This window comes from Alcaligenes aquatilis (assembly GCF_003076515.1).
Lineage (GTDB): Bacteria > Pseudomonadota > Gammaproteobacteria > Burkholderiales > Burkholderiaceae_B > Alcaligenes > Alcaligenes aquatilis.
In genome coordinates this window covers 324949-337875 of the sequence record NZ_CP022390.1, presented here as the reverse complement: position 1 = coordinate 337875, position 12927 = coordinate 324949, and the positions used below count along the sequence as shown (strand labels likewise).

Here is a 12927-nt window from a genome sequence, read left to right as displayed (position 1 = left end):
TCAAAAAAAACAGGATATACTTACTGTCTTAGGTTAGCCGATGTAGCTCAGTCGGTAGAGCAGCTCATTCGTAATGAGAAGGTCGAGGGTTCGATTCCTTTCATCGGCACCAGCTAATCTAAAACCATTGAAATAAAATAATCAATATCAATCAAATCAATGGTTTAGCTTTCTCAGCGTAGAAGCATTTGATCGCCTAGCTTCAACTATTCCACATAGACGGCCCCCAAAAAGCCCCACGGCAGGCCCCACGAAAATAGGCGCATGACAAAACAGGCGGGCGACCATCGCGGTCCAGCCCAGAAGCCGTCGGCATCTTTCAACTTGCCAACACACCATCGCCAGACTGAGCACAAAAAAAATAAACCCCAGACTCCAAAACCGGAGCTTATCCATCTCCAAAGGCCGCATCAATGGCTTTTTTACAGCCCCACGGCCCAACAACTTGGCTGAGATACTCCGGAATAACCCAAGCGCCCCCCGCTCGAATCAGTGCGCAGCGCCCCGTGTCGCCGCGTTCACTTGCAACAAACTCGGCTCCATCCCAGACCGATGCTTCATAACTCCAGCAATCGCCCAACCCACGGCCTTTCATGCTGGACGAAACGGTTCCATTATCGTAGTCAGTGGCACTGGTACTGACTAATACCGGAGCAGACTGCATAGTGTTATCGATCACAAAATAGGCTGCCCCAGCGTTGTAAGCCGCTAGCCAGCAAGGCGCGCCAACCAGGGAGAACTGCTGATTCAGTCGTGCAATTTCCCATGGCTCGGACAGTATGTCTGCGCTGCAGGATGGCTCTTGGTCAGCGGCTAGCACCTTCAAAAGCACAGGCCTGATCAAGGCGTCCTCTTGCGCTGTCATCGGGCGCAGGCTTTTATCCACTACCGGGGCACGGTTGATAACTGGCGCAGCAATAGGCGCCTTTACCGAAGACTCACTGCCTTTTCCTTTACGCAAAATAGCGCCTGGGGTATTTACCCGCCCTTGAACATCGTCCATTTTCAACAAGACCGCACTTGAACCGGCTCCCGAGAACGCATAGGTGCTGCCATTCTCACGAAAGGAGATTGCCTGATCTTTTTGCAAGGCTGTCAAAAACAGGGCTAACTGTGCCTCGTTCATTTGCCATGCTTCGTCACTCGCAAAACTCAGTGGACCTGCTTTACGGCCCGCAATAACAAGTTCTGGTGCTGAGCCTTTTTGCCACTGGGCATCACTATAGTGGGCAAGCATGACTCTATTGGCCACCGGCTCTCCACTGCCCGCTTTACGAGTCAATAAAACCGTTGAACCGGACTCTTCACCATCAGCAGCGTAACCGGCAGCACGGCAAGTTAGCGTGTTATCGCAGCTCAGGTCCCAGTCCTTATGAGAAAACGAGACTGACGCAGCATGAGCCGCTGCACCTCCCATACAGAGTACGAGCGATATAGCGACTGTTCGTACTGAAAAAAACGCACTACGATCTTGTTTCTGCCTGCTCATTTCCTCTCCTCCCTAAGGCCTTGTCTGGATACACAGCACATGTTACGTCGCCACGGTGCTAAATGCGTTTTCCCAAGCCTATTTCCGAAAACCACATTAAACGTCCGACCGCGTGTGTGTGTGTGACATTATTCTGTTCTATCGCCCTCTTGGCAAAGCTTGGCGCTATCTGGCTGAGCTGCGGACGCCTGGTTCACCCTGTTGCCGTTTGTGCTCTGGCAAACCCTTTGCATCGAATGCCAACAAAAAAACATGAAATGTCTATCAAGCGATAGATAATCAAACCTCATTCACGTCGAGTACATTCTGATGCGCAAATACCTGAATCCCATTGCAATTGGCTTGCTCAGTCTCCTTGCCGTTGCCAGCCACGCGGCTTCTACCGACTTTTCCGTCACCACTGAAGATCTTAAAAAACTGCGCTCGACTTCCGCCATGCCAGGCCAAGCGAGTCCTTCGCCAAGCACGCCCAGAGTTCCAGCCCAGGACTCGGAGTTCAGCAGAAACTTCCAAAAGGCACTGAACAATGAGGAAAAAGCACGCCAGGCGGCTCGCGAGCAGCAACTGGAGCGCAACCGCCTGCCTCAGCTTGAACAGAACAGGAACCCGGCCAATCGCTTCGGCCCGCCCGACAACAAGAAAGAAGACATGGGGATTTATTTTGATGCTGAGGGCACCGCTGCGACCTCTTGCCGAAAGGACGAGCTAGGAAAGACTCGTTGCAAAGTGCGTGAACTGCGTTAGAAACCTAGCCTCAGGCGTACCGTCCGCGCGCTATTTTCAGGAACGAAACGTCATGGCTTATCGGCACGCATCAGGCCAGCCAGCGATATAAGGCCGGACCCTGCGGCTCTCACCACGGCTGCGCCGCACCATGCCAAAGTATCGAACATACCGTGTGCTGGCCCAGGCAGACAGGGTCTTAAGCTCATCCGCTCACCGTGCAAAAGGAATAGACACACGCCCAACTCGAAGACAGAACACCTAAAATTGATTCGGCTACTCAAACAGTACTGTTCGCATAAAAACGCATAGCTGCTAGTACATATTCGATGTATTTGCCTGCTGATTTTTTCACGACAATACGCCAAACAGCGAGTAACACAGCAACATCTTGGTGGAGAAAAAAATGCGAACTCAAGTAGCTATTATCGGAGCGGGCCCGTCCGGTTTGCTGCTGGGACAGATTCTGTCCCGAAACGGTATCGACAACATCATTCTTGAACGTCAAACGGGAGACTACGTTCTGGGCCGCATTCGGGCCGGCGTGCTGGAAAGCGTCACCGTCGATGCCCTGGAGCAGGCCGGTGTCACCGATAATCTGAAAAAGAACGGTCTAGTACACAATGGCTGTGAACTGGTGTTTGGCGACACCTCGTTTCGAGTCGATTTTGAAAAACTGGTCAATCGCCATGTCGTGGTCTATGGCCAGACCGAAGTCACCCGCGACTTGATGCAGGCACGTGAAAAGATCGGCGCAACAACCGTCTATGAAGCCCAAGAGGTGGCCTTGCATGAAGTAGAAAGCAGCCACCCTTATGTCACCTATAAGCACGAAGGGCAGACACACCGTCTGGACTGTGACTTCATCGTCGGTTGTGATGGCTTTCATGGCGTATCGCGTCCCGCCATTCCGGCCGATATCCTGAAAACCTACGAGTGTGTGTATCCCTTTGGCTGGTTGGGCCTGATGGCAGACACCCCACCGGTCTCGGACGAACTGATCTATGTAAAGCATGAGCGCGGCTTTGTACTGTGCAGCCAACGCTCCAAAACACGCAGCCGCTACTATCTTCAGGTGCCCTTGAGCGACAAGGTAGAAGACTGGTCCGATGAGCGTTTCTGGGACGAACTACGCACTCGTCTGGGGCCTGAACGTTCTGCCAACCTGGTCACCGGCCCCAGCATTGAAAAAAGCATTGCCCCTTTACGCAGCTTCGTGACCGAACCCATGCGCCATCACAACCTGTTCCTGGCAGGTGATGCGGCCCATATTGTTCCTCCCACCGGCGCCAAAGGCCTGAATCTGGCCGCCAGTGATGTCTTGTACCTCTCGGAGGCGCTGCTGGACTTCTACCAGAACCAGTGTCGCGACAAAATAGAGAGCTACTCGGATCGTTGTCTGAAACGCATCTGGGGCGCGGAGCGGTTCTCCTGGTACATGACGCGGATGATGCACACCTTCCCGGACATGAATCACTGGGATCACAAACTTCAGGCAGCAGAATTTAACCAACTGATGAACTCCGAGCACGGCGCCCGCCTGCTTGCCGAGAACTACGTTGGTCTTCCCTACTAACAAAAAACATCAAAATCAATCGTAACCAGGAGACGGATATGGCTTACCACAGGCCAGCAATACAAGGCTTCACTTGCCACGCTCTCAGAACGGCTCGCTTGCTGACATTGGCGGGCCTGGGAAGCTTGTGTTTTTCGACAGGCGCTGCCGCCGAACAAGCAAAGACACTGGGGCAGAAAACCTACGAAAAAACCTGTATTTACTGTCACGAAGCAGGAATCGGCCCGGAGCTGAAAGGCCGGCAGCTTCCGCCCGAGTTCTTTGCCATTATTGTGCGCAGCGGCCTAAGAGCCATGCCTGCCTTTCCGCAGACCCATATCAGCGATGCCACCCTCAAGGAGCTAGGTCAGTATCTGTCCACCTCCCCGGCCCGGGTGCCCGCCAGCGCGACCAGCAAATAAGGAGCCTGGCATGAACAGTCAACGTCGTCAGGTTCTCAAAGGCATGGTACTGACAGGATCGGCCCTGGGCAGCCTGGGTTCGTCCGCCACTGCCTGGGCAAACCGTGTACAGCAAGCGCCCCCCCTGCATGTCATTCTTACGCCGGGCCAATGCGCGTCGGCATTTCTCAGCGGCGTACAGGCGTACCAGCCCGCGTCAGCCCCCCAGGTGCTGTACACCAGCACCGACTTGTCCTTTCTGCGCCAATGGCAAACCCTGCTAGAGCAGACAGGGCCTAAAAAAATCCTGGGGCTGGTCGATGATGCCAGCGCCACCATTGTGATCGATCTGCTGCGCAGCGCTCAGGGCCGTCTGCATTGGCAGGCCCACCACGCACAGCTCAGCACCCGGGACAGCCAAGGTCTGGGCGCTGCCTTGGCCGGGGCCGCACCCATACAATCTGCCATTCAAAACACACACTACGTAAACGGCCATCACGTGTCGTTCATGCTCGAAATTTAAGGAGGGGGTCGTGCAAAACAACAAACAAATGGTGCTACCCAAAGGGGTAGATCAGTCCCAGTTTCAACAGGCGCTGACCCAGTTCCAGACCTTGTTGGGCAAGGAAAATGTCCTGCTGGAGTCGGCACAGATTCAGCCCTACACCAAAATCATGATGTCGGTCTCCGAAGAGGCGCATACGCCCTCGGCGGTGCTGTCGGCCACCACCGTGGAGCAGGTACAGCAGATCGTCAAGATCTGCAACGAATACAAGATCCCTATCTGGACCATTTCCACTGGGCGCAACTTCGGTTATGGCTCGGCCGCGCCCGGACAACGGGGCCAGGTGGTGCTGGATCTGAAAAAAATGAACAAGATCCTCCATGTGGACCCTGATCTGTGCACCGCTTTGGTCGAACCCGGGGTGACGTATCAGCAGCTCTACGACTATCTGGAGGACAACAATATTCCTCTCATGCTGTCCTTTTCTGCGCCCTCGGCCATTGCCGGCCCGTTGGGCAATACGATGGATCGTGGCGTGGGCTATACCCCGTACGGCGAACACTTCATGATGCAATGCGGCATGGAGCTGGTGCTGGCCGACGGTCAGGTATTGCGTACCGGCATGGGCAGTGTTCCGGGCGACAAGGCCTGGCAGGTTTTCAAATGGGGATACGGTCCCACTCTGGACGGGATGTTTACCCAGGCCAATTACGGCATCTGCACCAAAATGGGGTTTTGGCTCATGCCCAAACCTCCGGTCTACAAACCCTTTGAAATCAAGTTCGAGCAAGAGGCCGATATTGCCGATATCGTGGAGATGATTCGCCCCTTGCGCATTGCCCAGGTCATCCCCAACTCGGTGGTTATTGCCAATATTCTGTGGGAAGCCGCTACCTGCAATACGCGGCGCAGCGACTACCTGAGTGAACCGGGCGCCACCCCGGACAGCGTTCTGAAGCAAATCCAGAAAGACAAGAACCTGGGAGCCTGGAACGTCTACGCCGCCCTGTACGGTACACAAGAGCAAGTGGATGTGAACTGGAAAATTGTCCAGGAAGCAGTCAAGAAAATGGGTAAAGGCACGTTGGTGACCCAGGAAGAGGCGGGCGATACACAACCCTTCAAATACCGCGCCGAACTGATGTCGGGCGTGCCCAATTTGCAGGAATTTGGCTTGTACAACTGGCGCGGAGGCGGTGGCTCCATGTGGTTCGCCCCCGTCAGCCAGGCCCGTGGCAGCGAATGCGACAAACAAAAAACACTGGCCAAGACCATTTTGAACAAGCACGGGCTCGATTACGTCGGTGAGTTCATTGTGGGCTGGCGAGACATGCACCATGTCATCGATGTGCTTTACGATCGCAGCAATCCACAAGAGACGGCACGGGCCGATGCCTGCTTTAATGAACTGCTCGATGAGTTCGAGAAAGAAGGGTATGCCGTGTATCGGGTCAATACACGCTTTCAGGAGCGGGTCGCCCAATCATACGGAACGGTGAAACGCCAGGTCGAACACGCGATCAAGCGCGCCCTGGATCCGAACAATATCCTGGCACCGGGCAAATCCGGCATTGACCTGAACAACCCGTTTTAACTTTGCCTATCTATCCGCAGCATTGCAGGAGACATAATGAACACCAGTCAACTACTGATCAATGGCCAGCTTCGTGAGGCCAGTGGTCAACAGACATTTACGCGTCAGAATCCCGTTACCGGCCAAACCGCGACCGTCGCGGCGGCCGCCCAGCCCGATGATGTACAAGCCGCGCTGCAGGCCGCCGAGCAAGCCTTTGTGCACTGGTCAGCCCTGGGCCCCACCGAGCGCCGCCTGCGCCTGCTCAAAGCGGCGGACCTCATGGACGAGCGCGCAGCCGAGTTCATCGCCACGGTCCGTCAGGAAACAGGTTCGACCGACTCCTGGTATGGTTTCAACGTACATTTGTCGGCCAACATCTTGCGTGAAGCCGCTGCCATGACCACGCAGATTGACGGCTCCATCATCCCCTCGGATCTGCCCGGCAGCCTGTCCATGGCCTATCGCGTTCCCTGCGGCGTGGTCGTGAGTATCGCTCCCTGGAATGCACCCGTGATTCTGGCCACCCGTGCCATGGCCATGCCCCTGGCCTGCGGCAACACCGTCATCCTGAAAGCCTCCGAACAGTGTCCGGCCACCCATGTTCTGCTGGGACAAGTGCTCAATGACGCGGGCGTCGGAGCCGGCGTGATCAACGTCATTACCCACGCTCCCGAAGATGCGCCTGCCGTCGTCGAGCAGCTCATTGCCCACCCGGCCGTCAAACGCATCAACTTCACCGGCTCCACCAAGGTCGGCAAGATCATCGCCGCCACCGCCGCCAAATACCTCAAACCCGTCCTGCTGGAACTGGGTGGCAAGGCACCGGTTATTGTGTGCGAAGACGCCGACCTGGAGCAGGCCGTTGCCGGCGTAGCCTTTGGCGCCTACTTCAACCAGGGCCAGATCTGCATGTCAACCGAGCGTTTGATTGTGCATGAGTCGATTGCCTCGTCCTTTCTGGAAAAACTGGTCGCCAAGATCAAGACCATTCCGGTTGGCTCACCCGATCAGGCAGACACGCGCTTTGCCTATCTGGAAAGTGCCCAGTCTGCCCAGCGCATCAAAGCCCTGGTAGAGGACGCCGTTGCCAAAGGTGCCACCTTGCCGCTCCCCCTGAACATCGAGGGCGCCCTGATGCATCCGCTGATCGTCAATGACGTCACCCCCGACATGCAGCTCTATGCCACGGAATCCTTTGGCCCGGTCGTCACCATGACCCGCTATCACGAGGACAGCGAGGCAATCCGCTTGGCCAACGATAGCGAATATGGCTTGGCGGCAGCGGTATTCACCCAGAATGTGAACCGTGGCCTGAGTATTGCCAAACAGATACAAAGCGGTATTTGCCACATCAATGGCCCCACCGTCCATGATGAGGCCCAAGCCCCGTTTGGCGGCATGAAAGCCAGCGGTTATGGCCGCTTTGGCAGCAAATCCGCCATCAATGAGTTCACCGAACTGCGCTGGATTACCGTCCAGACGACCCCCCGCCAGTATCCTTTATAAATCTGGCCTGCAGGCCCGGGCGCAGGATCGGTCCCGGGCCGACCCTGCGCCCTGTTGTCATGCCTCACCCTGCCCCCGCACCGCTTGCTCCTTTTCAAAAAACCATGTTGCCCGCGCTGTTGGCGTTGGCAATCTTCATGCAAATGCTGGACGTCACCGTACTCAACACGGCGCTGCCCAGCATGGCCCGCGACCTGAACACCTCAGCCCTGCACATGCAGTCGGTCATCGTCAGCTACGTCCTGACTGTGGCAGTATGCATCCCCATCAGCGCACACCTGAGCGACCGTTTTGGCACCCGACGAATCTTCATGGCCGCCATGTTTCTGTTTGGCCTGGGATCGCTGTTGTGTGCCCTGTCCTCGCAATTGTCCATGCTGCTGGTCTCCCGTGTGATTCAGGGCATGGGCGGAGCCTTGCTGACCCCAGTGGCACGACTGGTATTGATGAAATCATTTCGCAATGCCGAGTTATTGCGTGTACTGAACTATGCCGTCATGCCCGCTCTGCTGGGGCCCATACTGGGGCCGCTGGTAGGCGGCTATCTGGTGCAATATGCCAGTTGGCACTGGATTTTCCTGATCAATCTGCCCTTTGCCCTGCTGTCCCTGTTTTTTGCCAGCAAGTGGATGCCTAACTACACCGAAAAGCCGGGAAAACTGGATCTGCACGGCTTGCTGCTGTTCATTGGCAGCGCCTGCCTGCTGACGCTGGGCTTTGAATTGGCGGGCCACATCGCCAGCCCCGCTTTGTCAGGGGTGTTAATACTGGCCGGTTTTTTTCTTTTGCTAGGCTACAAGCGCCATAGCACGCACAAACAAAACGCCTTGTATCCAGGCCATCTGCTGTCTGTACGTACCTATCGGATTGGTTTGAGCAGCAATCTGCTTAGCCGGATCGGCATGGCAGCATTGCCCTTTTTGCTGCCCATGCTGTTTCAGATCAGCTTTGCCTACAGCCCCGTACAATCCGCTTTCTTGCTGTTGCCCATGGCCATTTCCGCCATGGCAGCCAAACCCTTTTTGCACCCATTGCTGAACCGATTTGGCTATCGGTCCATTTTGCTCAGCAATACCATCCTGATCGGCCTGCTGATTACGGCGCTGGCTTTTATTGACGCGCAAACCAGTACCGTGTGGATCAGTCTGCACTTACTGCTTTTGGGAGCCGCCAACTCGATTCAGTTCAGCGCCGTCAACACCCTGACCATGGCCAGATTGCGTCCCTATCAAAAAAGCAGCGGCAATAGCCTGATGGCGGTAAATCAGCAACTGGCCATGGGTTTGGGAACCGCCATCGGTGCCATGCTCCTGCGCTACGGACAAGCCCTGTTTGGCGCCTCATCCGTACAGACGGCCACCACAGCCTTCCAGTTCACATTTGTCATTGTCGGACTCATTACCCTGAGCTCCGCATTCATTTTTCGACGCCTGCATGCCATGGATGGGCATAACATGACCCAAAAGCAAGGCGCTTAATCATCCCGACCAGGGAAATGTCGCTGGCAAATATCAATCAGGATCTGCCGCACTTTAACCTGGAGTTTGGTGGGCAAACGTTTGGAGGAATAGGCCAAGTACAAACGATTGACCAAGGCCGGCTGCTCGATTGGAATAGCCGTCAGTAAGCCACTTTGCGGGATGAACTCCAACACCGAGCGGGACAAAATGGCAGCCCCCATGCCTTTGGCCAGCAATTGAATGATCACCCCCACACTGTTGATCTCAAACTCAATCTGAGGCTTCAGATTGAGCTTTTGCATCTCTTTTTCCACCAACATCCGAAAACTGTTGGACAGGCTGGGCATGATCAGCGGAATATCGGCCAGATCTTTAAGCGCTATACGGCTGCGTCCCTGCGCATAAGGGCTGTCCACACCGCAAATCAGGTGCAACTGTTCCTCGGCCAGAAGCTGCGTCTCCAGTGTTGGCGAGGAAGAAGGGTTATACAGCAATCCCATATTGACCCGATCCAGATGAATTTGCTCCTCCAGATTCACCGTCAGGGACTCGATAATCGTCAGGTGTGCATCGGGTAACTGTTCCTTGAACGCCTGCACGACATCCAAAGAAATGGTGCGCGCCACCGTTGGCGGCAAACCTAAATACATGTGCCCCGTCAGCTTGCCCTCAGACAGACTCAGATCCTCCTGCGCCTGCTCCAACTGGCGCAAAATCAAGCGGCTGTGTTTGAGCAAGATCTTGCCGGCGTCGGTCAACATGACACCGCGCCCGTGACGAATCAGCAAATTCTGCCGCAAATCAATTTCCAACTTGCGAATCTGCCGGCTCAGGACTGGCTGAGCCACATTGGTAAATTCTGCAGCTCGGGTATAGCTGCCCAGTTCGGCCACATGCGTGAAGTAGCTCAATTGCTTGAGATCGATCACGTATTCCATAGGGCGCTTGTCTTCGCTATGTTTTTTTGACATATCTACTAGTCGGGTTTCGTTCTTTTATCTTTTATCGGGCTTACTAAAATAGGTACGCATAGCAAGAGCGAATGGGAACACAGTCAATGTGCCTCGCAGTTTGCCTGTTTTTTCAGTGACCTATGGAGCACCACCTATGGCCAGCCAATATAGCATTCCTTGTATCCTGATGCGGGGGGGTACATCCAAAGGTCCATTCTTCTACGCCAAAGATCTGCCCGACGATATCCAGGAACGAGATCGACTCTTGCTCAGGCTGATGGGCTCACCCGACCGTCGTCAGATCGATGGCATCGGTGGCGCCCACGCCTTGACCAGCAAAGTGGGGATCGTGGACATCTGCAGCACCGGCCAAGCTGATTTGAGCTTTTTGTTTGCCCAACTGCAGCCCGACTCCGATCTGGTGGACACCAAGCCCAATTGCGGCAATATGCTGGCGGCGGTCGTCCCCTTTGCCTTGGAAAAAGGCCTGATCCAGGCGCAAGGCCCCACCACCACGGTCAAAGTCCTGACGCTCAATACCGGCATGGTCAGCGAAATTCAGGTGCAAACCCCCGAAGGCGTCATCAGCTACGACGGCGATGCCGCGATTAACGGTGTACCGGGCACCAGCGCCCCGATTGCCATCAATTTTCTGGATACGGCAGGCTCGGTTTGCTCGGGCCTGCTGCCCACGGGCAACCCAAAAGACACCATCACCGTTCATGCGGACGGCTTGCCCCCGTTCACCCTGGATGTCACCTGCATTGACAACGGTATGCCGCTAGTGATTTTCAAGGCGACCGATGTGGGCGTAAGCGGTCTGGAAAGCGTGGCTGAGCTCAACGCCAATACGGAACTGAAGCAACGCGTAGAAGCGTTGCGCCTGCAGATATCCGAACGCATGGGACTGGGCGATGTCTCGACCAAGAATTACCCGAAGATGACACTGATCGCCCCGCCTGAACACGGCGGCGCTGTGACCACCCGTAGTTTCATCCCCCATGTATGCCATGAGGCCATTGGCGTGCTGGCTGCCGTGACAGTGGGTACGGCCATCAAACTGCCCGGCACGGTTTGCGAGGGGATCGCCCGCTTCGAGCAAGCTCAAGGTCCAGTCACGCTATCGGTCGAACATCCCACTGGCGAATTCAGCGTCACGCTCGATAGCGACCCCGAAAACCCCGAGATTGTGACCAAGGCAGCATTGCTGCGTACCGCAAGAGCACTGATGCGCGGCGACGTTCTGGTCCCGCACTCGAACTAAACGCATTTCAAACAAAAAAAGAACACCGCAGGGCTTGCGCCACTGGGGTGGCAGGGGGTGGGCTGCGCCTGCGCATACGGTGCCCACCGAAAAACAATGATATTGGACGAGACAAACCATGACATCCCTAGCCAACAGCACAGACCAACCCAGCCTTGATGTGCAAACCTTGCTCAACGAGTCCCCCTTTTCTGGCTTTCAATGGCTCATCTTCAGTTTGTGCTTTTTGATTGTGCTGCTCGATGGTTTTGATACGGCTGCCATCGGCTATATCGCCCCCTCTTTAATCGCCGAATGGGGTGTCAGCAAGCCTGCTCTGGCCCCCGTACTCAGCGCTGCTCTGTTCGGACTGGCAACGGGAGCCTTGCTGTCCGGGCCACTGGCTGATCGGCTGGGCAGAAAGACGGTGCTGGTCAGCTCGGTAGCGGTTTTTGCCCTCGCCTGCCTGGCCTCCGGTTTCTCCCCAGACATCTGGACATTGGCCGCTCTGCGCTTTGTGACCGGTTTGGGCCTGGGAGCGGCCATGCCCAACGCCGTCACCTTGATGAGCGAATACTGCCCCGATGCCCGCCGTGCCACCCTGACCAATGCCATGTTCTGCGGCTTTCCTCTGGGTGCCGCCCTGGGCGGCTTTCTGGCCTCCTGGATGATTCCCCAGTTTGGCTGGCGCAGTGTATTGATACTGGGTGGCATTGCCCCCCTGCTGCTACTGATCGTGCTGATCCCGAAGCTGCCCGAGTCCGTGCGCCACATGGTCGCCCGAAATGACTCCGCCGACCGCATCCGCCGAGCACTGGCCCCCATTGCCGGCAAGGCCGTGGACGGCGTCCAACGCTTTACCCTGAGCGAGACCAACCCCCAGCCTGCCGCCAACAGTGGCATCGCTATCGTGTTATCGCGTCAGTACCGCTTGGGATCACTCATGCTCTGGCTGGCCTACTTCATGGGGCTGGTCATTTTCTACGCCTTGATGAACTGGATGCCCGTGCTGTTCAAAGAGGCCGGGCTTAGCTCCCAGACCAGCACCCTGGTCGCCGCCCTATTCCCCTTGGGTGGTGTAGGTGCGGTGCTCTCTGGCTGGTTGATGGATCGCTTCAACGCCAACCGCATCATCGCTCTGGGCTACGCATTGACCGCTGTATCCATCTGGTGGATAGGCCAGATGGCCGGACATCTGGGCGGCCTGGTCGTGGTCGTCTTTCTGGCCGGCACGCTCATGAATACCGCACAGTCCTCCATGCCTGCGCTGGCAGCGGCCTACTACCCCACTCGGGGACGCGCCACGGGCGTGGCCTGGATGCTGGGCATCGGCCGTTTTGGCGGCATTGCCGGTTCTTTCCTGGTGGCCGAGCTGACGGCACGCGACCTGGATTTCAGCCAGATCTTTACCGTTGTGGCCATCCCAGGCGTCATCGCCATGGCCGCCCTCCTCATCAAGCAATACAGCCGTGCGCAGCCGCAAGGCGGCACGGTTACCCCCTCTCATTAACCCCTT

General features: G+C 56.1%; 11 protein-coding genes and 1 tRNA gene. 10 read left to right on the top strand and 2 right to left on the bottom strand.

What is annotated here, in order from left to right; genetic code table 11:
- Window positions 1-36 precede the first annotated feature (36 nt).
- Window positions 37-112, top strand: a tRNA-Thr gene (locus CA948_RS01515).
- 276 nt (window positions 113-388) lie between these two features.
- On the opposite strand, the gene CA948_RS01510 is transcribed toward CA948_RS01515, so the two are convergent.
- Window positions 389-1489, bottom strand: coding sequence for a DUF1176 domain-containing protein (locus CA948_RS01510; protein ID WP_203226732.1), 1101 nt, complete (start codon window positions 1487-1489; stop codon window positions 389-391).
- Window positions 1490-1798: 309 nt separating this feature from the next.
- On the opposite strand from CA948_RS01510, the gene CA948_RS01505 reads away from it, so the two are divergent.
- The 7 genes from CA948_RS01505 (at window position 1799) to CA948_RS01475 (ending at window position 9233) form a co-directional block, all read left to right on the top strand.
- The gene (locus CA948_RS01505; protein WP_108727119.1) at window positions 1799-2233 is read left to right on the top strand and encodes a hypothetical protein; all 435 of its coding nucleotides are present in this window, start codon (window positions 1799-1801) and stop codon (window positions 2231-2233) included.
- 385 nt (window positions 2234-2618) lie between these two features.
- Window positions 2619-3788, top strand: coding sequence for a 4-hydroxybenzoate 3-monooxygenase (gene pobA / locus CA948_RS01500; RefSeq protein ID WP_094196067.1), 1170 nt, complete (start codon window positions 2619-2621; stop codon window positions 3786-3788).
- A 38-nt stretch (window positions 3789-3826) separates the two neighbouring features.
- The gene (locus CA948_RS01495) at window positions 3827-4189 is read left to right on the top strand and encodes a c-type cytochrome (protein WP_094196066.1); all 363 of its coding nucleotides are present in this window, start codon (window positions 3827-3829) and stop codon (window positions 4187-4189) included.
- A 10-nt stretch (window positions 4190-4199) separates the two neighbouring features.
- Complete coding sequence (locus tag CA948_RS01490) at window positions 4200-4691, top strand: hypothetical protein (RefSeq protein ID WP_094196065.1); 492 nt, start codon at window positions 4200-4202, stop codon at window positions 4689-4691.
- Window positions 4692-4701: 10 nt separating this feature from the next.
- On the top strand, window positions 4702-6267 hold the full coding sequence (locus tag CA948_RS01485; protein ID WP_234354390.1) for an FAD-binding oxidoreductase: 1566 nt from the start codon (window positions 4702-4704) through the stop codon (window positions 6265-6267).
- Between the two features lie 36 nt (window positions 6268-6303).
- Window positions 6304-7755 carry an aldehyde dehydrogenase gene (locus CA948_RS01480; RefSeq protein ID WP_094196064.1) on the top strand — a complete coding sequence of 484 codons (1452 nt, stop codon included), beginning with the start codon at window positions 6304-6306 and terminating at the stop codon, window positions 7753-7755.
- Between the two features lie 59 nt (window positions 7756-7814).
- A complete protein-coding gene (locus CA948_RS01475; protein ID WP_230018738.1) occupies window positions 7815-9233 on the top strand; it encodes an MFS transporter in 1419 nt (472 codons plus the stop codon).
- Here CA948_RS01475 and CA948_RS01470 read toward each other — a convergent pair.
- A complete protein-coding gene (locus tag CA948_RS01470) occupies window positions 9230-10186 on the bottom strand; it encodes a LysR family transcriptional regulator (protein ID WP_022983202.1) in 957 nt (318 codons plus the stop codon). The genes CA948_RS01475 and CA948_RS01470 overlap by 4 nt on opposite strands.
- A gap of 136 nt (window positions 10187-10322) precedes the next feature.
- Between CA948_RS01470 and CA948_RS01465 the strand changes: the two genes are divergently transcribed.
- On the top strand, window positions 10323-11432 hold the full coding sequence (locus CA948_RS01465) for a 4-oxalomesaconate tautomerase (RefSeq protein WP_108727118.1): 1110 nt from the start codon (window positions 10323-10325) through the stop codon (window positions 11430-11432).
- 118 nt (window positions 11433-11550) lie between these two features.
- On the top strand, window positions 11551-12921 hold the full coding sequence (locus CA948_RS01460) for an MFS transporter (protein WP_108727117.1): 1371 nt from the start codon (window positions 11551-11553) through the stop codon (window positions 12919-12921).
- Window positions 12922-12927 lie beyond the last annotated feature (6 nt).

Coding starts and splice junctions, on each gene's coding strand:
- CA948_RS01480 (WP_094196064.1), top strand. CDS start 6,304: ATGAACACCAGTCAACTACTGATCAATGGCCAGCTTCGTGAGGCCAGT.
- CA948_RS01460 (WP_108727117.1), top strand. CDS start 11,551: ATGACATCCCTAGCCAACAGCACAGACCAACCCAGCCTTGATGTGCAA.
- CA948_RS01495 (WP_094196066.1), top strand. CDS start 3,827: ATGGCTTACCACAGGCCAGCAATACAAGGCTTCACTTGCCACGCTCTC.
- CA948_RS01470 (WP_022983202.1), bottom strand. CDS start 10,186: ATGTCAAAAAAACATAGCGAAGACAAGCGCCCTATGGAATACGTGATC.
- CA948_RS01510 (WP_203226732.1), bottom strand. CDS start 1,489: ATGAGCAGGCAGAAACAAGATCGTAGTGCGTTTTTTTCAGTACGAACA.
- CA948_RS01490 (WP_094196065.1), top strand. CDS start 4,200: ATGAACAGTCAACGTCGTCAGGTTCTCAAAGGCATGGTACTGACAGGA.
- CA948_RS01505 (WP_108727119.1), top strand. CDS start 1,799: ATGCGCAAATACCTGAATCCCATTGCAATTGGCTTGCTCAGTCTCCTT.
- CA948_RS01465 (WP_108727118.1), top strand. CDS start 10,323: ATGGCCAGCCAATATAGCATTCCTTGTATCCTGATGCGGGGGGGTACA.
- CA948_RS01475 (WP_230018738.1), top strand. CDS start 7,815: ATGCCTCACCCTGCCCCCGCACCGCTTGCTCCTTTTCAAAAAACCATG.
- pobA (WP_094196067.1), top strand. CDS start 2,619: ATGCGAACTCAAGTAGCTATTATCGGAGCGGGCCCGTCCGGTTTGCTG.